This window comes from Mitsuaria sp. PDC51, from assembly GCF_900113225.1.
GTDB lineage: Bacteria > Pseudomonadota > Gammaproteobacteria > Burkholderiales > Burkholderiaceae_C > Roseateles.
On record NZ_FOZE01000001.1, the window covers coordinates 415,250 to 438,423 of the forward strand.

The 23,174-nt window shown below is 71.4% G+C and carries 23 protein-coding genes; 18 read left to right on the plus strand and 5 right to left on the minus strand.

Features of this window, described 5'->3' with window-relative positions:
• Positions 1–2 precede the first annotated feature (2 nt).
• The 10 genes from BM393_RS01835 to xopX all read left to right on the plus strand — a co-directional run bounded on the left by BM393_RS01835 (position 3) and on the right by xopX (position 10,823).
• Positions 3–2,342, plus strand: coding sequence for a secretin N-terminal domain-containing protein (locus tag BM393_RS01835; protein ID WP_091720922.1), 2,340 nt, complete (start codon positions 3–5; stop codon positions 2,340–2,342).
• 1 nt (position 2,343) lies between these two features.
• A complete protein-coding gene (locus BM393_RS01840) occupies positions 2,344–2,886 on the plus strand; it encodes a type II secretion system protein (RefSeq protein ID WP_091720925.1) in 543 nt (180 codons plus the stop codon).
• A gap of 8 nt (positions 2,887–2,894) precedes the next feature.
• Positions 2,895–3,296, plus strand: coding sequence for a type II secretion system protein (locus BM393_RS01845; protein ID WP_091720928.1), 402 nt, complete (start codon positions 2,895–2,897; stop codon positions 3,294–3,296).
• Positions 3,283–3,768, plus strand: a complete 486-nt coding sequence (locus BM393_RS01850) for a type II secretion system protein (RefSeq protein WP_141225203.1) — start codon at positions 3,283–3,285, stop codon at positions 3,766–3,768. Before BM393_RS01845 ends, BM393_RS01850 begins: the two co-directional genes overlap by 14 nt.
• Positions 3,769–3,810: 42 nt before the next feature.
• Positions 3,811–4,254 carry a type II secretion system major pseudopilin GspG gene (gspG, locus tag BM393_RS01855; protein WP_254783172.1) on the plus strand — a complete coding sequence of 148 codons (444 nt, stop codon included), beginning with the start codon at positions 3,811–3,813 and terminating at the stop codon, positions 4,252–4,254.
• Positions 4,255–4,312: 58 nt separating this feature from the next.
• Positions 4,313–5,530, plus strand: coding sequence for a type II secretion system F family protein (locus BM393_RS01860; protein ID WP_091720937.1), 1,218 nt, complete (start codon positions 4,313–4,315; stop codon positions 5,528–5,530).
• 67 nt (positions 5,531–5,597) lie between these two features.
• Positions 5,598–7,247, plus strand: a complete 1,650-nt coding sequence (locus BM393_RS01865; RefSeq protein ID WP_254783173.1) for a GspE/PulE family protein — start codon at positions 5,598–5,600, stop codon at positions 7,245–7,247.
• A complete protein-coding gene (locus tag BM393_RS01870; RefSeq protein ID WP_141225204.1) occupies positions 7,231–7,947 on the plus strand; it encodes a hypothetical protein in 717 nt (238 codons plus the stop codon). The genes BM393_RS01865 and BM393_RS01870 overlap by 17 nt, the downstream gene beginning before the upstream one ends.
• Positions 7,944–8,465: a hypothetical protein gene (locus tag BM393_RS01875; RefSeq protein ID WP_141225205.1), complete on the plus strand. Its 522-nt coding sequence runs from the start codon at positions 7,944–7,946 to the stop codon at positions 8,463–8,465. Before BM393_RS01870 ends, BM393_RS01875 begins: the two co-directional genes overlap by 4 nt.
• A 294-nt stretch (positions 8,466–8,759) precedes the next feature.
• Entirely contained in the window at positions 8,760–10,823 is a 2,064-nt protein-coding gene (xopX, locus tag BM393_RS01880) for a XopX family type III secretion system effector (RefSeq protein ID WP_141225206.1), read from the plus strand.
• Positions 10,824–10,847: 24 nt separating this feature from the next.
• Here the strand turns inward: xopX and BM393_RS01885 are convergent, their stop codons facing one another.
• Positions 10,848–11,123, minus strand: a complete 276-nt coding sequence (locus tag BM393_RS01885) for a hypothetical protein (RefSeq protein ID WP_091720957.1) — start codon at positions 11,121–11,123, stop codon at positions 10,848–10,850.
• Positions 11,120–11,866: a TSUP family transporter gene (locus BM393_RS01890; RefSeq protein WP_091724913.1), complete on the minus strand. Its 747-nt coding sequence runs from the start codon at positions 11,864–11,866 to the stop codon at positions 11,120–11,122. The genes BM393_RS01885 and BM393_RS01890 overlap by 4 nt, the downstream gene beginning before the upstream one ends.
• Before the next feature lie 84 nt (positions 11,867–11,950).
• Here BM393_RS01890 and BM393_RS01895 point away from each other — a divergent pair, with 84 nt between their 5' ends.
• The 3 genes from BM393_RS01895 to BM393_RS01905 all read left to right on the plus strand — a co-directional run bounded on the left by BM393_RS01895 (position 11,951) and on the right by BM393_RS01905 (position 14,780).
• Complete coding sequence (locus tag BM393_RS01895; RefSeq protein ID WP_175538150.1) at positions 11,951–12,913, plus strand: LysR family transcriptional regulator; 963 nt, start codon at positions 11,951–11,953, stop codon at positions 12,911–12,913.
• 86 nt (positions 12,914–12,999) lie between these two features.
• Positions 13,000–13,992 carry a diacylglycerol kinase family protein gene (locus BM393_RS01900; protein WP_091720965.1) on the plus strand — a complete coding sequence of 331 codons (993 nt, stop codon included), beginning with the start codon at positions 13,000–13,002 and terminating at the stop codon, positions 13,990–13,992.
• On the plus strand, positions 13,989–14,780 hold the full coding sequence (locus tag BM393_RS01905; RefSeq protein WP_091720968.1) for a metallophosphoesterase: 792 nt from the start codon (positions 13,989–13,991) through the stop codon (positions 14,778–14,780). Before BM393_RS01900 ends, BM393_RS01905 begins: the two co-directional genes overlap by 4 nt.
• On the opposite strand, the gene BM393_RS01910 is transcribed toward BM393_RS01905, so the two are convergent.
• The 3 genes from BM393_RS01910 to BM393_RS01920 form a co-directional block, all read right to left on the minus strand.
• Complete coding sequence (locus BM393_RS01910; RefSeq protein ID WP_091720972.1) at positions 14,750–15,595, minus strand: phosphatase PAP2 family protein; 846 nt, start codon at positions 15,593–15,595, stop codon at positions 14,750–14,752. The genes BM393_RS01905 and BM393_RS01910 overlap by 31 nt on opposite strands.
• Before the next feature lie 7 nt (positions 15,596–15,602).
• Positions 15,603–16,592 (minus strand): Fic family protein, encoded by a 990-nt coding sequence (locus tag BM393_RS01915; protein ID WP_091720979.1) that lies wholly within the window; start codon positions 16,590–16,592, stop codon positions 15,603–15,605.
• A gap of 207 nt (positions 16,593–16,799) precedes the next feature.
• Positions 16,800–17,054 (minus strand): hypothetical protein, encoded by a 255-nt coding sequence (locus BM393_RS01920; RefSeq protein ID WP_091720983.1) that lies wholly within the window; start codon positions 17,052–17,054, stop codon positions 16,800–16,802.
• 156 nt (positions 17,055–17,210) lie between these two features.
• Between BM393_RS01920 and BM393_RS01925 the strand changes: the two genes are divergently transcribed.
• The 5 genes from BM393_RS01925 (at position 17,211) to BM393_RS01945 (ending at position 23,140) form a co-directional block, all read left to right on the plus strand.
• The gene (locus BM393_RS01925) at positions 17,211–18,239 is read left to right on the plus strand and encodes a LysR family transcriptional regulator (RefSeq protein WP_175538151.1); all 1,029 of its coding nucleotides are present in this window, start codon (positions 17,211–17,213) and stop codon (positions 18,237–18,239) included.
• A 212-nt stretch (positions 18,240–18,451) separates the two neighbouring features.
• Positions 18,452–19,534 (plus strand): extracellular solute-binding protein, encoded by a 1,083-nt coding sequence (locus tag BM393_RS01930; protein WP_404932365.1) that lies wholly within the window; start codon positions 18,452–18,454, stop codon positions 19,532–19,534.
• A gap of 13 nt (positions 19,535–19,547) precedes the next feature.
• Entirely contained in the window at positions 19,548–21,230 is a 1,683-nt protein-coding gene (locus BM393_RS01935; protein WP_091720987.1) for an iron ABC transporter permease, read from the plus strand.
• Positions 21,227–21,913, plus strand: coding sequence for an ABC transporter ATP-binding protein (locus tag BM393_RS01940; protein ID WP_091720992.1), 687 nt, complete (start codon positions 21,227–21,229; stop codon positions 21,911–21,913). Before BM393_RS01935 ends, BM393_RS01940 begins: the two co-directional genes overlap by 4 nt.
• Before the next feature lie 69 nt (positions 21,914–21,982).
• Entirely contained in the window at positions 21,983–23,140 is a 1,158-nt protein-coding gene (locus BM393_RS01945; protein WP_091720995.1) for a Fic family protein, read from the plus strand.
• Positions 23,141–23,174 lie beyond the last annotated feature (34 nt).

A 23,174-nucleotide genomic window follows, 5' to 3' on the forward strand; every position in this document is an offset into this window, starting at 1 on the left:
CGATGCTCTTCCGCACCCGACTCTTCCCTTCCCCTGTGCGCCCGGCCAGCGGCACTGCCGTCGCCATCGCGGCGCTGCTGCTCGTCGCCGGTTGCGCCGAGAACCGCATCCGCGAGGAGTCGCGCAAGGCCATGGCCGGCGGTCAGTACCAGCAGGCGATGTCGACGCTCGAGAACGGGCTCAGGGACTACCCAGAGAGCACGTCCCTGCGGACCACCCTGCTGCAGGCTCGCGCCGACGCGCAGATGCGGCTGATCTCGCAGGCCCTCTCCCAGCGCGCCGCCGGCCAGTACGACGAGGCCACCGCCACGCTGCGCCAGGCGTTGGAACTCGACCCATCAAACGCTCGCGTTCAGGCGCTGCTGTCCGACATGGAGCTCGAGCGCAAGGGCGCCGCCGACCTTGCCGTCGCGCAGAAGTGGGTGGAGGCCCGACAACCCGACCGCGCGCTGCGCACGCTTGAGCAGGCGCTGAAGGACAACCCCCGCCACGGCGGCCTGCTGGACCTGCAGCGCCGATTGCTCAGCGAGCAGCGCGCCGCCCAGGTCCAGGCGCTCAACGGCGTGCTGACCGAGTCCCGCCCGATCTCGCTCGACTTCCGCGACGCGAGCCTGCGCACCGTGCTCGACGTCGTCACCCGACACAGCGGCATCAACTTCGTGCTCGACCGCGACGTGCGCGCCGACGTGCGCGTCACCGTGCTGCTGCGCCAGGCCAAGGTCGAGGACGCGCTGGACCTGATCACCTCCAGCAACCAGCTGGCCAAGAAGGTCATCGACTCCCGCACCATCGTCATCTACCCCAACACCGCCGAGAAGCACCGCGAGTACCAGGAGCAACTGGTGCGCGTGTTCAACCTCTCCAACAGCGATCCCAAGGGGGCCGCCGCCTTCCTCAAGGCGATGCTCAAGATCCGCGAGCCCTTCGTCGACGAGCGCAGCAACCTGCTCGCGCTGCGCGACTCGCCCGAGAACATCCAGCTCGCCGAACGGCTGCTCGCCGTCTTCGACAGCGCCGAGCCCGAGGTGCTGCTCGAAGTCGAAGTCCTCGAGGTCGCGGCCTCGCGCCTCAATGAGCTCGGCGTCAAGTTCCCGAGTTCGTTCTCGCTCACGCCGCTGCCGCCCGTTGGCAGCGACTCGCTGACGCTGGGCAATCTCGATGGCCTCGGCCGCGACCGCATCGGCGTCGGCTTCAATCCCAACAACCTGCTGGTCAACCTCCGCCGCGAGGTCGGGGACACGTCCACGCTGGCCAATCCCAAGCTGCGCGTGCGCAACAAGGAGAAAGCCAAGATCCTGATCGGCGACAAGATCCCCATCGTGTCGACCACCACCGGCACCGGCGGCTTCGTCTCGGAGAACATCAGCTACCTCGACGTCGGCCTGAAGCTCGATGTCGAGCCCACCGTCTTCGCCGACGACGAGGTGGCCATCAAGATCGGCCTGGAGGTCAGCTCGCTCGGCACCGCGACCAAGACGTCCGCCGGGTCGATCGCGTATCAGATCGGGACGCGCAACGCCAACACGCTGCTGCGCCTGCGCGATGGCGAGACGCAGTTGCTCGCCGGCCTGATCAGCCGCGATGAACGCTCCACCTCCAGCCGCGTGCCGGGCCTGGGGGACCTGCCGGTGCTCGGCCGGCTGTTCTCCAGCCAGCTCGACGACGGCAAGCGCTCGGAATTGCTGCTCGCCATCACGCCGCGCGTGCTGCGCAACGTCAAGCGCCTCAACGCGAGCGAAGCCGAGATGTGGGTCGGCACGGAGGCCTCGCCGAAGCTGCGCCAGGTCGGCGGCCTGCAGTTCAACACGCCGCAGCCGGAGAGCAAGCCGGGCGCCGCCGGCGCGGCGGGCTCGCCGGCGGCACCAGGCGTCGCGTCGCCGCCGGGGGGCGGTCAGCCGACCGCGCTGCCGGCACCGGTCGCGCCGAATCTGCCGTCGCATCAGGCGGCCCTGTCGCTCGCGGCACCGGGGCAGGCCAAGGTCGGCGACACCGTCGAAGTCCGCCTGGACCTTCGCGATGCCCGTCTGCGGGGGCTCATGACCGAGCTGCAGTTCAGCGCCGACAAGCTCACGCTGGTCGATGCCGACGAAGACGACTACTTCCGCAAGGGCGGCGCGGTGACCAGCTTCAGCAAGCGGGTGGACGCGGGCCGGGTCAACCTCAGCGTGCTGCGCAACCAGGCCACCGCCGCCGAGGGCGCTGGGGGCGTCTTCAAGCTGCGCTTCAAGGCGACGGCGCCCGGCCGCGCCGAGGTGCGGGTCGGCACCGCGCAGCCGGTGTCGCTGGAACCGAATGCCGACCGCCCGGCGCTGCCCGCACCGGCCGTCATCGAGGTGAAGTGAGATGACGCCGCGCCGCTTGATCGCAGCCGCCGACCGCCGCCTACGCGGCCGGGTCGGCGCGCGCTCGCGCGGTGCGATCGAGCGCGGCTTCACGCTGATCGAGTTGCTGGTGTGCCTGGCCATCCTGGGCTTCCTGGCGTCGCTGGCGCTGCCGATGGCCGAGATGACCGTGCAGCGCGAAAAGGAGCGCGAACTCAAGCGGGCGCTCTGGGAGATCCGGGACGCGCTCGACGCGTACCGTGCAGCCCGGGAAGCCGGGGCGGTCTTGGGGCCCGGCGACCGGCCGCCGTATCCGGCCACGCTGCAGGACCTGACACAGGAGGTCGTGGACGCGCGCGCGGATCGGCAAGGGCAGACGATGCGCTTCCTGCGCCGGGTGCCGCGCGATCCTTTCGCGGAGCCGGGCCTGCCCGCCGAGCAGACCTGGGGCCTGCGCGGCTATCAGTCCGATGCGGACAATCCGCAGCCCGGCCCCGAGGTCTACGACGTCTATTCGAAATCCACCGCGGTCGGCCTGAACGGCGTCCCGCTGAAGCAATGGTGAGGACCGGGATGTCGAGGCCGCTCCACCGCTGCACCCGCTCACGAGGCTTCACCGTCATCGAGCTGCTGGTGGTGCTGGCCGCGCTGGCGCTGTTGCTGAGCGTGGCCGCGCCACGCTATGTGCAGCACGTGGACCGCGCGCGTGACACGGCGCTGCGCCACAACCTGCACGCGATGCGCGATGCGATCGACAAGTTCTACAGCGACCAGGGGCGCTATCCGAAGGAGCTGGCGGAGCTCGTCGAGCGTCGTTATCTGCGAGCCATTCCTCTGGATCCGGTGACGCAGCGCGCCGATACCTGGGTCGCCGTGCCGCCCCGGGCGGGCAACGTCGATGGGGAGGGCGTGTCCGACGTCCGCAGCGGCGCGCGCGAGGTGGCCGCCGACGGGAGCAGCTATGCGTCGTGGTGAGCGCTCCGGCCCGCTCGGGCGAAGCGGCGGCTACGGTCTGGTGGCCGTGCTGGTACTGGTCGCGCTGACCTCGATGGCGCTGTCCGTGGCGGCGCAGTCGTGGGCCGACACCGCGCGGCGCGACAAGGAACAGCAACTGCTGCGCATCGGCCTGCTCTACGTGCAGGCGCTGGAGCGCTACCGCCGCAGCTCGCCCGGCACCGACAAGCGACTGCCCCAGGAGCTCGACGAACTGCTGACGGACCAGCGCTTCGTCGGCACCGTGCGGCACCTGCGCCGGCTCTATCCCGACCCGGTCGGCGCCACCGGCCAGTGGGGCCTGGTGCGCGGCGATGACGGGCGCATCCGCGGCGTCTACAGCCTCAGCGAGGATCAGCCCTTGATCGCCGGTGCCGTGCGCCGGCCCGGGCTGCGGCTGGAGCCGGCGCGCCGCTACGCCGATTGGAAATTCGTCGTGGACACCGACGTCTGAGCGTCCACAGACCCGAGCACCCGAAGACCAAGATCCCAAGACATGAAGCACATCGAATCCATGGACTCCCGCGTCGGCCGGCGCTCGCGCGGCTTCACGCTGCTGGAACTGCTGGTGGTCATCCTGATCATCGGCCTGCTGACCGGCATCGTCGGCCCTCGTTTCCTGAGCCAGATCTCGCGCTCCGAGGTCACGACCGCGAAGGCGCAGCTCGATGCGATCGACAAGGCCTTGCAGGGCTATCGCATCGACCTCGGCCGTTATCCCGACACCGGCGAGGGCCTGGCCGCGCTGGTGCGCAACGACGCCAACGATCCGCGGTGGCGCGGCCCCTACCTCAAGGGCGAGCTGCCCAACGATCCGTGGGGCATGCCCTACCAGTACCGCATTCCGTCGCAGCAGCCGGGCAAGGACTACGAGCTGTTCAGCTTCGGCCACGACCGGGTGGCCGGTGGCAGTGGCGACGATGCCGACATCCAGCTCTGACGAGGACCGCTGAGGCGCCTTCTGCCTTCTCTTTCTCATTGACGATCTCCTCACCGGCATGAAGCTCCGCGTCCGCTTGCTCGATCCCGTGCGCATGACCATCAGCGAAGAGCTGATGGACGCGCCGTCGCGCGAGTCGCTCGGCCAGCGTCTGCCCGACGGCCGCAAGGTGCTGACCGCCGAGCCGGTCCGCGATCCGGTGGCCGTGGGCGCGGCCTCGCATGAAGGGCCGACCGGCGCCCGGGAGCGTGCGCTGGACATCGCCTGGTGGTGCCAGGAGCTGCGCACGCTGCTGGTCGCCGGCATGACCGTCGTGGAGGCGATCGAGACGCTGCAGGCGCAGTCCGGCGCCGATGGCGCGCGTGCGGAACTGCAAGCGGCGTTGCTGGCGCAGCTGCATCAGGGCAAGTCCCTGTCCGTCGCGATGCAGGCGCTGGACCGCTTCCCGATGGTGCTGGTCGCCAGCGTGCGCGCCAGTGAGCGCAGCAGCTCGCTGGCCGAGGCGCTCTCCGAATACCTGCGCTATCACGAGATGGTGGAAGCGCTGCGCAAGAAGGTCGTCAGCGCCGCCATCTATCCCAGCCTGGTGTTGGGGCTGGGCCTGCTGGTCAGCGGCTTCCTGATCGTGGTAGTGCTGCCGCGTTTCGCGTCGATGTATGCGGACCTGCGCGGCGAGATGAGCTGGTCGACCCACCTGCTGACGCTGTCGAGCTTGTTCGTGCGAGAGCATCGGCTCAGCCTTCTGGCGGGTGCGGCGGCGCTTGGCGCGCTGGCCGTCGTGGCTTGGCGACAAGGCGCGATCCAACGCGCCGCGATGCGCGCGGCAGGGTGGATCCCGCCGGTGAAACGCGCGCTGCGGGAGTTCCGGCTCGCCAAGCTGTACCACTCGATGACGGTGATGTTCCGTGGCGGCTACACGCTCGACGAGACGCTGCTGCGCTGCGAGGGCCTGGCGCTCGGCGAGCAGATGGACGATGCGATGCGCGGCGCCCGGACCGCGTTGACGCGCGGAGTGCGGGTGTCCAGCGCGTTCTCCGACGCCGGCCTGACCGACACCGTGACCCAGCGGCTGCTGGCCGTCGGCGAGCGCTCCGGCAACTTCGAGCGCGTGCTGCAGACCATCGCCGAACGCCACGCCGGCAACTTCGCCGCCTTCATGGACCGCGCGACGCGGATCGTCGAGCCGCTGATGCTGCTGCTGGTCTCGCTGCTCGTCGGCAGCATCGTCGTGCTGATGTACCTGCCGATCTTCGACATCGCGAGCAGCATCCGATGAACGCGCGCTGCCTTGCTCCACCCGTGACGAAAGAGCTCACCCCATGAGCGGAGACATGAGCGCCGATATGAGCGCTGACATCCGCGCGGGCTTCCGCGCCGCCCTGCAGGCCGCACGCCGACACACCGCGCAGGCGGGCGCCGAGACCGTGCTCGACCAGCTCCTGCGTGGCAGCTGGCGTGACGTGCTGCCCGCGCTGCTGCGCGAGACCGGCGGCATGGACATGGTGGGCGACGACAGCGGCCAGCGCGCTGTGCCCGACCCGACGTTGTTCGGGACGCCGGGGTTGGCGCTCGCGCGATCGCTGCGCGCCGTGCCGGTGCGGCTGGACGGCGATCCTGGCCGGCTTCGCCTGGCGATGGCCGATCCCTGGGACGACGCAACGCTGCGCCGTGCGGCGCAGGCGATGGGCCGCCGTGTGCCGCCGATCGCCGCGACCGCGGCGCAACTCGACGGCTGGCTGGGCTCGGCGCCCTCCGCCTCGTCGGACGCCAGCTCGTCCGTCAGCGCGGTCGGGAATTCGACCGGGGGCGCCTTGCCCGAAGGGCCGGTCGTCGCGTTCGTCGACCAGGCGCTACGGCGTGCCTATGAGGTCGGCGCGAGCGACATCCACTTCGAATGCGACCGGCACGGCGTCACCGTGCGGCTGCGTCGCGATGGCGTGCTGACGCCCCATGAGCGGATGGAGGGCGCGCGTCAGGCGGAGGAAGCGATTTCCCGGATCAAGGTGCTGGCTCAGTTGGACATCACCGAGCGCCGCCTGCCGCAGGACGGTCGCTTCCGGATCGCGCTCGGTGGCGGAGAGCTGGACCTGCGGGTGTCCATCATCCCCAGCGTGTTCGGCGAGGACGCGGTGCTGCGGCTGCTGGACAAGGCGCAGCTGCGCGATCCGGCGGACCAGGTGTCGCTCGACCTGCTGGGCTTCGACGCATCGGGCGCCGCGATGATCCGCGAGTTGGCGGGGCTGCCGCACGGCATGCTGCTCGTGACGGGACCGACGGGCAGTGGCAAGACGACCACGGTGTATGCGGCGCTGTCCGAGGTCAACAACGGCATCGAGAAGATCATCACGATCGAGGATCCGGTCGAGTACGAACTGGCCGGCGTGCTGCAGGTGCCGGTGAACGAGCGCAAGGGCCTGACCTTCGCGAAGGGCCTGCGATCCATCCTTCGGCATGACCCGGATCGCATCCTTGTCGGCGAGATCCGCGATGCTGAGACCGCCGAGATCGCGGTGCAGTCGGCGCTCACCGGCCACCAGGTGCTGACGACGGTGCACGCGAACAGCGTGTTCGACGTGACCGGACGCTTCAAGCACTTCGACCTGGACATGTTCGGGTTCATGGCCGCGCTCAACGGCGTGATCGTGCAGCGCCTGGTGCGCTGCCTGTGTCCGCACTGCGTGGCCGACCGGCCGGCGACGGCGCGCGAGCAGCAGTGGCTGGTCGACATGGGGCTGCCCAGGCCGGAGACCGTGCCACGACCGGTCGGTTGCGAGCACTGCGGCGGCACGGGCTACAAGGGCCGTCGAGTCATCGCGGAGGTGCACACGATCGATGACGGCTTCCGCGACCTCGTGACCACCGGGGCGCCGGTGTCGGCGTTGCGCGAGCACGTGTATCGCAAAGGCGTGAGGACGTTGTCGCAACTGGGCGCCGACATGGTGAGCCGGCGCGAGAGCAGCGCGGAGGAGATCAAGCGTGTGGTGGGCTGGTAAGCGGTCGGCGTCGCGGACGGCCGTCGCCTATGTGGGCGAAGAGGCAGTGCGTGTGGCTGCGGGAGGAACGGTGCTGGCGGCGGCGAAGGTCGAGGGCCGCGATGCTGCTCTGGTAGCGCTCGCGGCCGCGGTGCGCGAGTTGCCGCGCGGCACGCGATTGCAGGTGACGGTGAGCGGCACGGTTTGCCGGCCCTTCCTGCTACCCGCCGTCGAAGGCGTCGCCAGCGAGGCGGAGTGGCAGGCGATCGCTGCATCGATGGTCGAGGAATCGACGGGTTTGCCGGCGGAGAGTCCGCTGTGGCTGGACGGCGTGCAAGCGGCGCCGCGGCTGGCGGTGGCGATGGATCCAGCGTGGCGGCAAGGCATCGAGGCGATCGGGGGGCGATCGCTGCGCGGCGTGCGGCCGTGGTGGGCCCTGGCGATCGAGTCGGTGGGTTCGACGCGCGCCGACGGCGGGAGCGCAGGGCTCGCCGTTGCGGACAGCGAGTCTCTGGTACTGCTGATCGCTGAGGGCGACACCTATCGAGTCGCCCAGTCGTATGCGCTGGAGGGTGAGGCGCCTGCGGCGGTGCTCAATCGAGCGCTGGTCTCGCATGATGGGCCGGCAGACGGGGTTCCGCTCATCGAGTTCGATGGGGTCGCGTTGCCGGGGCAGCGGGTCGACGAGCATCTCGCCTTCCGCAAGGGGGGCGTGGCATGAGGCCGTTGAAGGTGGACTTCGCACCGGCGCGTCGGCCGATCGCGGCGTTGGTGGTCTGGGGCGCGCTCTGTGCGGTGGCGACGATCGGTCTGGGCGTGGGCGCGTGGCAGACCTGGGAGCGACGCACGGACCTGGCGGCGCGGGCCGCCGCGGATTCGGCGGAGATCGCGCGCCTGCGCGAGAGCCTGCGCGTGCGAGCCGACCGCGCCGCGGAAGCGGCCGTGCCACCGGCCTACGCGCGTGACGCGCTGGCGGTGGCGCGCACGGCGGCGTTTCCGCTCCAGCCGGTGCTGCGATCGCTCGAGACGGTGGCCGTCGAGGGCGTGCGCGTTTCCGCGATCGAGCTCAACGCCACGCGTGGCGGCGCCGATGTGACGCTGGAGTTCGACGACTACAAGGCGTTGTTGGCCTACCTGGAGCTGCTGAACGAAGGAGAGGCGGTGCCTCGCTGGTCGCTGGTGCGGGCCGAGGCCGCAGGGGCGCGGAGACAGGCGACGATCCGTTCGGTCTGGCCGTAGCGGGCCCGCCACATCACCGTCTTGCCGCAGGCTCGGCAACCACGCTGAGCACCCAGAAGCGTGAACGTTGCCGAACATGCTTTGTGTCGCGGACGCAAGCTTTCTTCGCTCGGCACCGCCCGGCTTCGCACCGCGGCGCGGTGTTCAGTCACCGCTCCCCATCATGGGGCCCTCGCACGAGTTGGCGCCCATTGCAGTACGGGCAACAGCGCCACTTCCCCGTTCAACCCAGAACGGCCGGAAGACGGCGCCACCACGGCGTGCCACGCTTCCCGGCCGCATGAGGACACCCTGATGCCGTCTCCCATTTCTTCCGCTTCCTCCTCGCCGTCGCGCCACGTCGAGTTGCCGGTCCCAGACACGACGCACGCGTCCCCCGTCTCGCCGGCGCCCACCTCCGCGCCCTCCGTCGCACAGGAGTCGCCCATCTCCAGCCGCCGCTCCGTCGACGCCACCGGGGCGCAGCCCCGAGACGACACGGTCGATTTGCCGCCGCGCTCGGCGGCGCCGCAATCGCCCGTGGTCGACAGCCGGGCCTCTGCGCAGGCCGGCGCGTCGGGCTCCCGTCTGACCGACCTCGTGGGCGGCGTGGCCGGCGCCTTGGGCACCGCAGGCAGCGCGGCCCTTCAAGGCTTGTCGAGCACCCAGAAAGCCGTCGTCTCCGCCATGGAGGTCCTGTGGTCCCTCAGCGACCTGCGGACCATGCTGCAGCCCCATGGCGACGACCGGTCCTTCCTGGCGGTGCTGCGCGGCGCGGAGCCGGGGCCCGATCAGGCCTTCACCTTCGCCCGCTGCCGCGAACAACTGACCGCATTGCGCGGCGTGGTCCAGGGCGAGCCGGGGATCGAGCCCCGTTTCAAGAAGACCCTGATGAAGGACATCGAGGCCATCGAGCGCGCCATCGATCCGCTGCAGCACGGCACCTCCGCGTCGGGCCGCGCCGCCAAGGCGCTGCTGAACCTGGTCAATCTGTGGCCCGTGATCGTGCCCAGCCCCTTGCTGGCCAACCAGGCCAAGACCTTCGCCTACACCGTGGCCGCCGCGGCCAAGGCGGTCGTCGGCGTGGCGGGCACCACGCTGCGTCCCACCGCCGACGGACTGCCGTTCCCGCTGGGCGGCGGCGAGCTCGGCCGCCAGTCCGACGAGGTCCACTTCTATCCGGCCCTGCTCAACGCGATCTTCCTGTCCGTCGAGATGTCCAAGCGCTACGGCTCCGAGTCGGTCCGCCACCACGCCGAGGCGGTCGACCACAGCAAGGTGGCGCACGCCGGCTTCGCCGCCGCCGCCGGCACCATCCTGATCGCCCCCTTCGTCTGGGGCAGCATCAGGAATGGCGCGGCCAAGGCCGTCGCGCTGGGCGCGAACGCCGTGGCGGCCGGCATGGACAAGGCGGGCTTCTCCAGCCAGGCCGGCACGCTGCGCCGCCAGTTCACGCCGGGTCAGGTTGGCGAGGCCGTGCACGCCGAACTGTCCCAGCTCTGGCAAGGGCTGGAGGACGGACGCAAGGCGCTGCAGCAGGCGCGTCGCGATTTCACCGATCCGGAGTCCGGCCATGAGCTGACGCGCACGCTCAACTCGCAATGCACGCACCTGCTGGCATCGATCGCGCAATGCACCAAGCGCCTGGACCAGGCCTTCCATCTCGGCGCGGCGCAGGAGTCCACCGCGGCCTCGATCTCGCGCGAGCCGCAGGCCCACCCGGACTTCGCGTCCAAGCTCGCGCTCACGCTCTTCGCCGCCGGCGTAACAGGAACCACCGTCTACCTGATCCAGCCCGACCCGATCGGCACGGTGGACCTCGCGGCCGACAGCGTGGTGGTCACCGCGGTCATGGCGCAAAGCGCCTGGAACCGGCAGACCACGCGGCAGGACGCGATGGAGCGCTTCAAGGGCATGGCCGCGACCAGCATGGTGATGGCCATCGCGCTCACCGCCGACAAGCTGTCCAAGCAGTTCACGCCCAAGGGCATGATCGAATCCAGCGCCTCCGCGCCCTACTACGCGAGCCTGGTCATGACCGCCATGGCGATGACGATGCCGGGGCCTGTCGCGCGTGGCGCCGAGCTCGCGATGAACTGGGGCGGCGGGCAGATCGCCGCCCTCGGCAGCCAGGTGATCAACCTGTTCAAGGGGCCAGACGGACAGACGCTGGCCACCATGACGCCCCGCTCGCCCGAGGAGTTGCTGGCGCAGGTGGCCCGGATCGGCAGCTATGTGGACAGCCTGCCGGAGGAGCAGCGGGCGGCGTACGATCAAATCGCTGGCGAGAGCATCCGCCGGAGCATTGATCAGGCCAGCGCCTCGCCGGCGCGTGCTTCAGGCGTCTCTATCGAAGAGATCGTCACCGAGTCCGCGTGAGCAGCTGAGCCTTCACGGCATCCGTCAGCGAGGGTTGCCGCTGGCGGTGACCAGCAGCGCGCGGGCATCGTCAAGCAGCTCCACCAGCTCGGCCGAGGCGACCCGGGCCGCGAAGTCCGACGGGCGCTCGTCCTCCGCGCCCTCGTCGTTCAAGCGCTTGTTGTCCACCCGGTCGTTGTCCACGCGCTTGCCGTTCGACGCCGCGCCGCCCACCGAATCCTGGAGCCAGAGCGCGAGCCGGTAGGCGCGCTCGAGCAACGCGCCCAGGGCGTGGTCGTCGTCGAACCGGCCCCTGTTCACAGCCCGCGCCACAGGTTGGCCGCGCCCAGCACGATGAACATGAGGAACAGCCCGCGCTGGAAGGCCGCGGCGCTGATGCGCGCGCGCAGCGCCGCGCCCAGCGCGAGTCCGGCGCTGGCAGCGGCCAGTGCAACGAAGGACGGCAGCGACCACAGCGCGCCGCCGTCGAAGGCCTGCAGCCGAGCGGCCAGCGCCAGCGTCGCGACCGTGAAGGACAGGCCCAGCGCCTGGATCATCGTGTCCTTGTCCACCCGCAGGGCCTGCAGGTAGGGCACCAGCGGCAGCGCGAAGACGGCGGTGGCGGCGGTGACGACACCCGTCGCCAGTCCGGCGGCCAGGCCGACCCACCACGCGCCCGGCGCGACGCGCGGCAGCACCGGTTTCCGCAGGCCCCACAGCCCGTAGACCACCAGGATCGCGCCCAGCGGGAGCCGGGCGTCGATCGGCGCGAGGGTGGCGAGGTCCGGACTCCAGACGGTCGTGAGCACCAGGCCGGTCCACATCGGCCAGAGCGTCGCGACCAGCTCCCGTCCCGCCGGTCCTCGGCACTGCGCGACATTGGTCACCAGCGAGGGCATCACGAGCAGCGCGGCGGCCTGCGCCGGCGCCATCCACAGGCCGAGCAGGCTCATGGCGACCGTCGGCAGGCCCATGCCGGTGATGCCCTTGACGCCACCGGCCAGGACGAAGACCAGCCCGATGCCGAGCCATGGCGCGAGCGCCGCGAAGGAGATCGACTGCATGCGGCGCATCTTCAGGGCCGGCCGTGGCGCTGTCGATCTCGATGTGCGGCGGATATCCTTCGCGTCTGCAAGAGGATGGCCCTGATGACCGCCGCCAATACCCGCTCCCTCGCCGCCGCGCGACCGATCGACTACCGCGTCGATCCCTTCGACCTGCAGCTCTTCGAGGCGGTGGTGGCGCAGGGGTCAATCACCGCGGGCGCGGCGGCGATGGGCCTGTCGCTCGCAGCGGCCAGCGCGCGCTTGAAGGCGCTGGAGCATCGCGTCGGCGTGCGGCTGCTCGACCGCGCCAAGACCGGCGCCGTGGCCACCGACGCGGGCCGTGCGCTGTCGCGGCAGGCCCACCGGGTGCTGGCGGAGCTCGATTCGCTGCATGTCGCGATGTCGGCCTTCGGGCACGGCCTGCGCGGCACGGTGCGCCTGCTGGGCAACACGGCGGCGGTGGTCGAGGCGCTGCCGCCGCGCCTGGGGCCCTTCCTGGCCGCGCATCCCGACATCGACCTCGAGCTGCAGGAGATGCCCAGCGACGCCGCGCTGCAGGCGCTGCACGACGGCGTCGCGGACGTGGCGGTGGTCGCGGACCACGTCGACACCGCCGGCCTGAGCGCCCACGCCTGGCTGGACGACGAACTGGTCGCGTTGCTGCCGGCGAGCCCGCGCCGACGCGCGGCATCGATCCGGTTCGTCGAGCTGCTGGACCAGCCCTTCGTCGGCCTCGGCGCCGAGAGCGGATTGAGTCGCTTCCTGCAGGCGCAGGCCGCGCGCGGCGGCCGGGTGCCGAAGCATCGCGTGCGGGTGTCCAGCTTCGAGGCCATCGCGCGCCTGGTCGAGGCTGGCGCGGGCGTGGCCGTGATGCCGCGCAGCGCGGCGAAGCGGCAGATGACGGCCGGCTTGCGCATGGTGGCGCTCGCCGACGCCTGGGCGCGCCGCACGCTGCTGCTGTGCCACACGGCGCAGGCGCCGTCGCTGCCGGGCGTGCGGGCCCTGATCGACGCCCTGTCGATCGCCCCGGCAGGCGATTCGCGTCGCCCTCCGGCCGAACGCTGAGCCCGGCGCCGTCCGCCGGCCGGGCGCCTCGCTTGCCAAGCCGGGTATCGTCCCGACTTTCCCGCCCACCACGCGCCCCAACGCCCATGTCCGTGCCACTCGCGCCCCGCTCCGCACCGCTCTTCGTCGTGTTCAACCGCGCCTCGGGCCGAGGCGACCGCGATGAGCTCGGTCCGGCCGTCGAGGCCGCCTGCCGCGCGGCGGGCCGCGTCTGCGAGCTGATGCCCGTCGAGGAACCGGGCCGCCTGGTCGAGACCGCGCGCGAGGCGGTGCGGCGCGCGCGCGAGGCCGGCGGCGTCGTCGTGGCCGCGGGCGGCGACGGGACCATCAACTGCGTCGCCCAGGCGGTGCTCGGCAGCGGCTGCGCCTTCGGCGTGCTGCCGCGGGGCACCTTCAACTACTTCGCCCGCACCCACGGCATTCCCGCCGAACTGGACGCCGCGCTGCGGGTGCTGCTGGAGGAGCGCGCGGTGCCGGTCCAGGTCGGCCTGCTCAACGACCGGGTCTTCCTCGTCAACGCGAGCCTGGGGCTGTACTCGCAGTCGCTCGAGGACCGCGAGGTCTGGAAGCGCCAGTTCGGCCGCAGCCGCGCCATCGCCATCGGCGCGGTGCTCGCGACCATCCTGCGCGGTCATCGCAGCCTCGGGCTGACGATCGAGTCGCAGGGCGCGCCGCGCAAGGTCCGCACACCGACGGTTTTCGTCGGCAACAACGCGCTGCAGATGGAGCAGGTCGGCCTGCCCGAGGCGCAGGCCATCGACCAGGGCGCGCTGGCCGGCGTGATGCTCAAGCCGGTGGGCCGCTGGGGACTGCTGAAGCTGCTGGTGCGCGGCGCCATGGGGCGCCTGGCCGAGGCGGACCAGATCGTCAACTTCGCCTTCCGCCGGCTCACGGTGCGGGACCGCCGCATCGGCGCACGGCGGGTGAAGGTCGCCACGGACGGGGAAGTCCTCTGGATGCGGCTGCCGCTGCATTTCGAGGTCTCGCCCCATCGGCTGATGCTGATCCGTCCCCCCGGCCTGGCGGAGGAGCGCCGTCAGGCGCAGGCCAACCTCGCCGAGGCGGAGTCCGGACGATGACGCTGGTGCTGCAGATGTCTGACCCGCACTTCGGCACCGAGCGGCCGATGGCGCTGGCGGCGCTGGAGCGCTTGTGCGGCGAGCTGCGGCCCGACGTGCTGCTGATCACCGGCGACATCACCCAGCGGGCGCGGCCGATCGAGTTCTCGCGCGCCCGGGCCTTCGTCGACAAGCTCGGCATTCCGGCGCGGCTGGTCATTCCCGGCAATCACGACATCCCGCTCTACGCGCTGCCCACGCGGCTGCTGCATCCCTACCAGCGGTATGAACGCGCCTTCGGCCCGGTCCGGGACGGCGAGTTCGAGACCGACGATCTGCTGCTGATCGCGCTCAACACCACGCGGCGCTACCGGCACAAGAACGGGGAGCTGTCCGAGCGCCAGATCGAGCGCACCGCGCAGCGGCTGGCCGCGGCGCGCGCCGGTCAGGTCAAGCTGGTGGCGGTCCACCAGCCGGTGGCGGTGACGCGCGCGTCGGACCTGGTCAACCTGCTGCGCGGTCATGCGAAGGCCGCCCGACGCTGGGCGGAGGCGGGCGTGGACGCGATCGTCGGCGGCCACATCCACCTGCCCTACGTGCTGCCGCTGCACGAGCGCCGAACGGACCTGCCGCGGCCGGTCTGGGCCGTCCAGGCCGGCACCGCGCTGAGCACGCGGGTGCGGGGCGGCATTCCGAATTCGGTGAACCTGATCCGGACCGAGCAGGGGCAGGCGGCGGTCGTCGAGCGCTGGGATGTCGACGAAACCGTGGGCCTCTTTCAGCGGGTGAGCTCGACGCCGCTGACCTGAGGCGCTCTGCGCCGGCGCTTGGCCCAGCGCGCGAGCTCGATGCTGGCGATCGAGATCGTCAGCCAGGCCGTGCCGGAGGCGAAGCCGGCGAGGACGTCGCTGGGGAAATGCACGCGCAGGAAGACGCGGCTCGCGCCGATCGAGAAGGCCAGCCCCGCGGCCGCGATCCAGGCCGGCACGTGCCAGCGCCGCGGCAGCAGCCGCACCGCCAGGTAGGCGAGCATGCCCATGGCGATCACCGCGCCTGAGCTGTGGCCACTGGGGAAGCTGAAGCCGTCCTCGGTGAGCCAGTGGGTGGGGTGGATCGGGCGGGCGCGCTCGAAGACGTGCTTCAGCGTCGGGTTGAGGGCGCCGTTGCCCAGCATCGCCAGCGCCCAGCCCAGGGCCAGCCCGCGGCGGCGCAGGACCAGCAGGGCCGCGGTGACCACCACGCCCAGCGTGATCAGCGTCTCCCGGTTGCCCACGACGGTGATCAGGTAGAAGGCGCGCAGCGCGAGCTCGGGCACGTGATCGATCATCGCGACGATGAAGGCCTCGTCGAGCTGGCCGAGCGTCGGCTCGGTGTGGAGCTCCTCCGCGATCGTGGCGAAGAGCATCGCGCCGCCGACCAGGCAGGCGAAACCCGCCGCGAAGCGCAGCAGCAGGGCGACGGGCGAGAGCGGCTCGGGCGCCGCGGCGGAAGGGCCGCGCAGGGGCAGCAGGCCGCGGGCGACCAGTCCCGCGGTGAGCATCACCAGCAGCAGGAGCGCGGCGTAGATCGCCAGTGCGTGGGCGCCGGCGAAGCGCACGGCCTGGAGAACGGTCGGATCGGGCATGGGCCGATCATCCCAGCATCCAGACGTACCGCTGCATCGAACGCCGATACAGCCATTCGAAGAGGTCGACGGCGACCGACACGTCGTTGCGCTCGTAGACGCCCAGCATGGCCACCACGTAGTCGCGCTTCTCCGCACCGGCGAAGCTCAGCGGCGCGCAATGCCCGCTGAGCAGCGGGAGGTTGGCGGCGACCCGGCCGGTGCGCTTGTTGCCGTCGGCGAAGGCCTGCAGGTAGGCGATGTGGATCCACAGGAAGAAGGCGGCTTCGACCGGGTTGCGGATGGCCGCGGCCTTGGTGGCGATCTGCTGGAGCATTTCCTCCAGGAGCACACGAGGTCCCGCCGGTTGGTAGGCCGATCCATGGATGTAGACGCTGATGTCGCGCGCCTGGCCGCAACGTTCCGCGGGCAGGAGGCCTCGCATCAGGCAGCCTTGCAGCCGCATCAGCAGGCCGGGCGTGATCCGGTGCGGATGCACGTCGAACACCATCAGCTCCAGCGCCCGGGCGTGGTTCAGGACCAGCCTGGCATCCTCGCCGTGATCGAGCGAATGGTCCTGGAGACGCTGGTCGAGCCGCAGCAGGGCGTCGGTTTCCGCCAGCGTGTATCGGCAACCCTCCAGCGCCGACGAGGACCAGCAGAACTCCGTCATGAAGTCGGTCAGGATGCTCAGCGCGCCTTCGAAATGATGGGGACCGTTCTCCCAATGCGCGGTGCGGTACAGCGAGTCCGCGAGGGCCGGGGGCAGCAGCGAATCGACGTTGGGCTCGTAGGCATCGAGGAACGCTCGCCGGTAGGACACGGCATCGCGGTAGTCGACCGGGATCTCCATGAAGTCGAACATCTGCCGGGACGGCTCGGACCAGGCGGGCGGTCGGGGGCGGGGGGCGAGATAGCTGGCGTCCGGCTCGCGCAGGACCTGGGGCGCCAGGATGGCGGGCGGGTGCGCGCCGTGAGCGGCTCCCGGCTTCCGGGCGTGGAGATTTTCGACTGGCATGGCTGGCCTCCTTCGACAGGAACGAGGCAGCGATGTTGAGAGGCCGTCGATGGCCTTCCGGCCAAAACCCGGTCCGCAGGCGCGGAAGCAACGAAGGATTTGACCGATCCGGACTCGGCGGCCGGCGCAAAGAAAAAAGCCGGACCTTGCGGTCCGGCTCAATCCTTGCAGGAGCGGACGCGGGTCAGGCGTCCGGAGGAGACTCGGTCAATACATCATCCAGCCGTTGCGGGCGACGCGGCGCAGCGAGAAGGCCAGGTCCGGGCGCTCGGCCGACTGCTCGGCGGCGGCCTGCAGCACCGCGTCGCGGGGACGGAGCTCGGCGGCGGCGTTGACGAACTCGACGACCGCATGGCCGGCGCGCAGGGCCAGGCTCACCAGGCGCTCGCCGGCCGCGCTCGCGGCGCGGACGCGGGCTGCGTCGGCAGCCATCACTTGGACATTCAGCGTGGTGGTGATCATGGCGGTTCCCTTCTTGAGGTGGTGTTGGGGGCGCTGGGCGGGTGGCCTTGCGCCATGGCCGAGATATTGCGGTTTTTACGTAGGGCACGCCAATTGCGCTTCGGAATCGGGTCATCACGGCCGGAAATGACCCGTGACGGAATTAGCATCCGGCGCATGAGCATCCCCCGCCCCGTCAACTTCCGGACGCTGGACCTGAACCTGCTGCGCGTCTTCGACGTGGTGATGGAAGAGCGTCACGTCACCCGCGCTGCGCACCGGCTGGCCATCACCCAGCCGGCGGTCAGCAACGCGCTGCGCCGGCTGCGCGAGGCGACGCATGAGGAGCTGTTCATCCCGTCCTCCACCGGCGTCGAGCCCACGCCGCATGCCCAGGCGCTGTGGCCGGTGGTGCGGCGCGCGCTCTCCAGCCTGCAGCAGGCGCTGGAGCCGCAGGTCTTCGATCCGCGCGCCGCCGGCAACACGGTCAGCTTCACGCTGGCGATGGCCGACGCCACCGCCGCCCTGGTGGTGCCGCAGCTGGCGCGGCGTTTCCTGGACGAAGGCATCCATGTCGGCCTGCGGGTGGTGCCGCTGACCACGCGCGACCCGCGCGAGCTGCTGGAGCAGGGCTGGGCCGACCTCGCGATCGGCTTCTTTCCGGACCTGACCGAGCAGCTGCTGGTCGAGGATGACAGCGCCGCCTTCCGCCGCGAGGCGCTCTACGCGAGCCGTTATGTCTGCGTCATGCGCGCCGACCATCCGCTGGCCGCGCCGGGCGCGCTCACGCTGGACGCCTACTGCGCGGCGCAGCACCTGCGAGTGAGCTTCGCGGGGCGGGCGCACGGCTTCGTCGACGACGCCCTGGCGATGATCGGCCGCAAGCGCACGGTCGCGATGACGGTCAACAGCTTCTTCACCGGCACGATGGCGGTGCAGCAGTCCGACCTGATCACGGTGCTGCCCGACAGCTTCGTGCCCGCGACGGGCTTCGCGGGGCAACTCGCCTGCCGGCATCTGCCGTTCGCGCTGCGCGGCATCGACATCAGCCAGGTCTGGCACGTCCGCGCCGAGCCCGATCCCGCCCAGCGCTGGCTGCGGCAGGTGATCGGCGAGATCTCGGACGTGATCGCCGCCGGTGCGCGGGCGCTGCCGCAGACGGCCCCACCACCGCCCGAGCCCGCGGAGCCCGCCGAGCCGGCCTGAGCGACGGGCCCTGCCCGCGCTGCGGGGCCCCGTCGGCGGGGCGCCTACCTCCGCCGTACGGGATACGTCAATTCCTGCATCCGTCCCAGAATTTGTCTCCTTGCCGGGACGGAGGGCGGCGCCTAAAGTGCGCCACTCCTCAGATGAGAGTAATTCTCATCGACAGGCTCCGGTTCCACCGTCCTCCGGGATACCAGCGAAAGAGACCCACGATGCGCTCACTGACGACCTCCTTCCGACCCGCCCGCCGCCCGACCGGGACCGCCGCGGCGCTGACCGGCCTGGCCCTCGCGACGGTGATGGTGCCGGCGGTCGCGCAAGCCGAGGCGCGACCCGGCGGCGAGTTGACGCTCTACACGACGCGCGAGGTCGCGCTGGTCCAGCCGCTGCTGTCGGCCTTCACCGCCCGCACCGGCACCCAGGTCAACACCGTGTTCGTGAAGGACGGCCTGCTGGAGCGCGTCAAGGCCGAGGGCGCGCGCTCGCCGGCCGACCTGCTGATGACGGTGGACGTGGGCAACCTGGTCGACCTCGTCGAAGGCGGCGTGACCCAGCCGCTGAAGTCGGCCGAGGTCGAGGCCGCGGTGCCCGCCCACCTGCGCGGCGCGGACGGGCAATGGACCGCGCTGTCGATGCGCGCCCGCGTGCTGTATGCCGACCAGGCGCTCAAGGCCGGCCCGATCCGCTACGAGGACCTGGCCGACCCGAAGTGGAAGGGCAAGGTCTGCACGCGCTCCGGCCAGCATCCCTACAACACCGCGCTGGTGGCGGCGATGATCGCGCACGACGGCGAGGCCAGGACCGAGCAGTGGCTGCGCGGCCTGAAGGCCAACCTCGGCCGCAAGCCGACCGGCGGCGACCGCGACGTGGCGCGCGACATCCTGGGCGGCATCTGCGACGTGGGCCTGGCCAACTCCTATTACGTGGGCCAGATGAAGTCGTCCAAGCCGGGCAGCGACGCCCGCAAGTGGGGCGACGGCATCCAGGTGCTGAAGCCGACCTTCGCCGCCAAGGGGGCCGGCACGCACGTGAACATCAGCGGCGCCGCAGTCGCCAGGCATGCGCCCAACCCGGCGGCCGCGCGGGCGCTGCTGGCCTTCCTGGTGTCCGAGCCGGCGCAGCAGCTCTACGCGCAGACCAACTACGAATACCCGGTGCGCGCCGGCGTCGCGCTGGATCCGCTGATCCAGTCGGCGATCGGCCCGGTCAAGGCGGACACCCTGCCGCTCACCGAGATCGCCCGTCATCGCAAGCAGGCCAGCCTGCTGATCGACAAGGTCGCCTTCGACCAGTGACGGCGTGAGGACGGTGCTCGGCCGGCCGCGCGCGGTCGGTCCGCTCTGGCACGCGACGGCCACCGCGATCGCGCTGGCGGTGCTGGCGCCGCTGGTCGCGCTCGCCTGGACGGCGCTGGGCGCCGGGACCGCGCACTGGGGGCACCTCGTCGCGCATGTGCTGCCGCTCGCGGCGGCGCAGACGGCGACCCTGCTGGCCGGGGTGGGGCTGTTGACGGCGCTCGTGGGCACCGGCAGCGCCTGGCTGGTGACGCGCACTGACTTCCCTGGCCGTGCCGTCCTGCAATGGGCGCTGCTGTTGCCGCTGACGGTGCCGACTTACATCGCGGCCTACAGCTATGTCGACCTGCTGCATCCGATCGGCCCCTTCCAGAGCGCCGTGCGGGCGCTGCTGGGCTTCGAGTCGCCGCGCCAGTTCCGCCTGCCCGATGCGCGCTCGATGACGGGCGCGGTGCTGGTGTTGTCCGCCGTCCTCTATCCCTACGTCTACCTGAGCATGCGCGCCATGTTCGCGACCCAGCCCGCCCGGCTGATGGAGGTGGCGCGCCTGCTCGGCGAGGGGCCGTGGGGCGCGTTCCGGCGCGTCGCGCTGCCGATGGCGCGGCCGGCGCTGGCGGTCGGCGTCGGGCTGGTGCTGCTGGAGGTGCTGAACGACGTGGGCGCGTCGGAGTTCCTCGGCGTGACCACGCTGACCACCACGGTCTACACGACCTGGATCACGCGCTCGGACCTGGGCGCGGCGGCGCAGATCGCCTGCGCGATGCTGGCGATGGTGGCCCTGCTGGTCTGGCTGGAACGCCAGGGCCGGCGGCGGCGTCGCGCCGGCACGGTCCACGCGATGCGGCCCGCGCAGCGGCGCCGGCTGCGCGGCCTGCGGGCGGGACTCGCGACGGCGGCGGCGGCGTTGCCCGTGCTGATCGGCTTCGTGCTGCCGGCCGGCCATCTGACGGTGCTGGCCTGGCAGCGCGCCGCCGAAGGGCACGGCCTGTCCGCCCAGGTGCTGGCGGGCGCGAGGCACTCGGCGGGCCTGGCGCTCGGCGTGACCGCGATCGCGGTGGCGGCCGGATTGATCGTCGCCTGGGCCTCGCGTCCGACCGGCGGGGCGGGGCGTCGTCGCGCCTGGTGGCTAGGCAGCGCGGCGCTGGGCTACGGCATCCCGGGCACGGTGCTGGCGATCGGGCTGCTGCCGCCGGCGCTGGCGGTGGACGGCTGGATCGCCGGCGCGCTGGGTTGGCCCGGCCTGCCGCTGATGGGCCTGGGCGCGGTGCTGGTCCTGGCCTGCGTGCTGCGTTTCCTGGCGCTGCCCATCGGTGGCGTCGAGGCCGGCCTGGCGCGGCTGCCGGCGCCGCTGGAGCAGGTCGCGCGCAGCCTCGGCGAATCGCCCTGGGGCACGCTGCGACGCGTCCACCTGCCGCTGCTCAGGCCGGCGCTGTCCGCCAGCGCGCTGCTGGTGTTCATCGACGTGATGAAGGAACTGCCGGCCTCGCTGCTGCTGCGGCCGGCCAACTTCGAGACGCTGCCGACGCTGCTATACGCCGAGGCCGCGCGCGGCAGCTACGAGCACGGCGCGCTCGCGGCGCTGCTGATCGTGGCGGTGGGGCTGCCGGCGGTGCTGCTGCTGAGCCGCGAGCCCGCGCCCGCGTCGCCCGCGGACGACGCGTCCCCCGCATTCATGCCGATGAAGGAGGCGACATGAGCACCCTGGCCCTCGAGGACCTCCAGGTCCGGTATCCCGGCGCGGCCACGCCAGTCCTGCGCGGCCTGTCGCTGGTCCAGCCGCTGGGGACCATCGCCTGCCTGCTGGGTCCGTCGGGCTGCGGCAAGAGCACGGCGCTGCGCGCGATCGCCGGCTTCGAGCCGCTGGAAGCGGGCCGCATCGTGTTGGCGGGGCAGGTCTTGTCCAGCCCGGGGCGGCATGTCGAGCCCGAGCGGCGCGGCGTCGGCCTGCTCTTCCAGGAGATCGCGCTGTTTCCGCACCTGGACGCGGCGGCGAACGTGGGATTCGGCCTGCGACGCCGGCCGCGCGCCGAGCGCGACCAGCGCGTGCGCGAACTGCTGGCGATGGTGCGCCTGGAGTCGCTGGGCGCGCGCATGCCGCATGAGCTGTCCGGTGGCCAGCAGCAGCGGATCGCGCTGGCCCGGGCGCTGGCGCCATCGCCGCGGCTGCTGCTGCTCGACGAGCCCTTCTCCAGCCTGGACGCGACCACCCGCGACCGCCTGGCCGGCGAGGTGCGCGATATCCTGCGCGCCGCCGGCCAGACCGCGTTGATGGTCACCCATGACCCCGACGAGGCCGAGACGATCGGCGACTGGATCGGCGTGATGGACGGCGGGCGCCTGGTCGAATGGCGGCCGACCCGCGCGGCGGCGGTCCAATAGCGCAAAGCTGCGATTGCGGAAATCGCGCGGTCGCGCAGCATCACGGACTCCCTCATCACGGAGCACCCGATGCGACGCGGACTCACCGGCACCTATGAATATTCGATCGCGGGCGGCGAAACATGCCAGGCCTTCGTGCCGCTGCCCTTGCCGCCGCAGCCTGCGCTGAGCCTCGACGCCGACCTGCAGGAGCGGCTCAATGCCGCCCACCTGGCCCTGGGTCGGCTGGATGGACTTTCGCTGTTGATGCCGGAGACCTCGGTGCTGCTCTACAGCTACGTACGCAAGGAGGCGGTGATGTCCTCCCGCATCGAGGGCACGCAGTCGTCGCTCGCCGACCTCTTGATCTACGAGGCGGACGGCGCGCCCGGCTCGCCGCTGGACGACGTGCGGGAGGTGTCCTGCTACGTCGCGGCGCTGGAGCATGGCCGGGACCGCATGCGGCAGGGGATGCCGCTGTGCACGCGCCTGATGAACGACATGCACCGGCGGCTGATGACCCAGGGCCGGGGGCGTGGCAAGGCGCCCGGGGAACTGCGGCGCACGCAGAACTGGATCGGCGGTGCGTCCGCGGCGTCGGCCTCCTTCGTGCCGCCGCCGCCCCATCGGCTCGAGCACTGCCTGTCCGACCTGGAGAGGTTCATCAACGACCAGCCGGAGCGGCATCCCTCGCTGGTCAAGGCCGCGATGGCCCACCTGCAGTTCGAGACCATCCATCCCTACCTGGACGGCAACGGCCGGCTGGGCCGGCTGCTGATCCCGCTGATCCTGGTGAGCGAAGGCGTGCTGCGCGAGCCCTTGCTCTACCTGTCGCTCTACTTCAAGTCGTGCAGGAACGACTACTACGACCTGCTCCAGGCGGTGCGCGAGCACGGCGACTGGGAGTCCTGGCTGTCCTTCTTCGCGACCGCGGTGCAGGTGGCGGCGATGCAGGCGGTGGAGATGACCCTGGCGATCACCCGGCTCTTCACGGTGGATGGGGCGCGGATCCGCCGGGAGGCGCGGGCCGACGAGGACGCGCTGCGCTTGCATCACGCGCTGTTCAGCCGGCCCGTGGCACGCCGGGTCGACATCACCGCCTTCAACGGCCAGGACGCGGCCGCGATCGATCGGGGCGCGCGGGTGCTGACCGGCCTGGGCCTGCTGCGCACCGTCTTCGGCACGGCTGGCGAGCCGATCTATGTCTACACCGCCTACCTCGACCTGCTGAACCGCGAAGCCCCATGAGCTTCGAGCTGTCGTGCTTTCGCGATCCCGCGCG

Bases quoted from the DNA above. Each gene is read 5' to 3' on its own strand.
- BM393_RS01860 (WP_091720937.1), top strand. From the start codon at position 4,313: ATGAAGCTCCGCGTCCGCTTGCTCGATCCCGTGCGCATGACCATCAGC.
- BM393_RS01910 (WP_091720972.1), bottom strand. From the start codon at position 15,595: ATGCCCGATCCGACCGTTCTCCAGGCCGTGCGCTTCGCCGGCGCCCAC.
- BM393_RS01925 (WP_175538151.1), top strand. From the start codon at position 17,211: ATGAGCATCCCCCGCCCCGTCAACTTCCGGACGCTGGACCTGAACCTG.
- BM393_RS01920 (WP_091720983.1), bottom strand. From the start codon at position 17,054: ATGATCACCACCACGCTGAATGTCCAAGTGATGGCTGCCGACGCAGCC.
- BM393_RS01895 (WP_175538150.1), top strand. From the start codon at position 11,951: ATGACCGCCGCCAATACCCGCTCCCTCGCCGCCGCGCGACCGATCGAC.
- gspG (WP_254783172.1), top strand. From the start codon at position 3,811: ATGAAGCACATCGAATCCATGGACTCCCGCGTCGGCCGGCGCTCGCGC.
- xopX (WP_141225206.1), top strand. From the start codon at position 8,760: ATGCCGTCTCCCATTTCTTCCGCTTCCTCCTCGCCGTCGCGCCACGTC.
- BM393_RS01915 (WP_091720979.1), bottom strand. From the start codon at position 16,592: ATGCCAGTCGAAAATCTCCACGCCCGGAAGCCGGGAGCCGCTCACGGC.
- BM393_RS01845 (WP_091720928.1), top strand. From the start codon at position 2,895: ATGTCGAGGCCGCTCCACCGCTGCACCCGCTCACGAGGCTTCACCGTC.
- BM393_RS01865 (WP_254783173.1), top strand. From the start codon at position 5,598: ATGAGCGCTGACATCCGCGCGGGCTTCCGCGCCGCCCTGCAGGCCGCA.
- BM393_RS01835 (WP_091720922.1), top strand. From the start codon at position 3: ATGCTCTTCCGCACCCGACTCTTCCCTTCCCCTGTGCGCCCGGCCAGC.
- BM393_RS01905 (WP_091720968.1), top strand. From the start codon at position 13,989: ATGACGCTGGTGCTGCAGATGTCTGACCCGCACTTCGGCACCGAGCGG.
- BM393_RS01850 (WP_141225203.1), top strand. From the start codon at position 3,283: ATGCGTCGTGGTGAGCGCTCCGGCCCGCTCGGGCGAAGCGGCGGCTAC.
- BM393_RS01930 (WP_404932365.1), top strand. From the start codon at position 18,452: ATGCGCTCACTGACGACCTCCTTCCGACCCGCCCGCCGCCCGACCGGG.
- BM393_RS01940 (WP_091720992.1), top strand. From the start codon at position 21,227: ATGAGCACCCTGGCCCTCGAGGACCTCCAGGTCCGGTATCCCGGCGCG.
- BM393_RS01840 (WP_091720925.1), top strand. From the start codon at position 2,344: ATGACGCCGCGCCGCTTGATCGCAGCCGCCGACCGCCGCCTACGCGGC.
- BM393_RS01945 (WP_091720995.1), top strand. From the start codon at position 21,983: ATGCGACGCGGACTCACCGGCACCTATGAATATTCGATCGCGGGCGGC.
- BM393_RS01900 (WP_091720965.1), top strand. From the start codon at position 13,000: ATGTCCGTGCCACTCGCGCCCCGCTCCGCACCGCTCTTCGTCGTGTTC.
- BM393_RS01875 (WP_141225205.1), top strand. From the start codon at position 7,944: ATGAGGCCGTTGAAGGTGGACTTCGCACCGGCGCGTCGGCCGATCGCG.
- BM393_RS01890 (WP_091724913.1), bottom strand. From the start codon at position 11,866: ATGCAGTCGATCTCCTTCGCGGCGCTCGCGCCATGGCTCGGCATCGGG.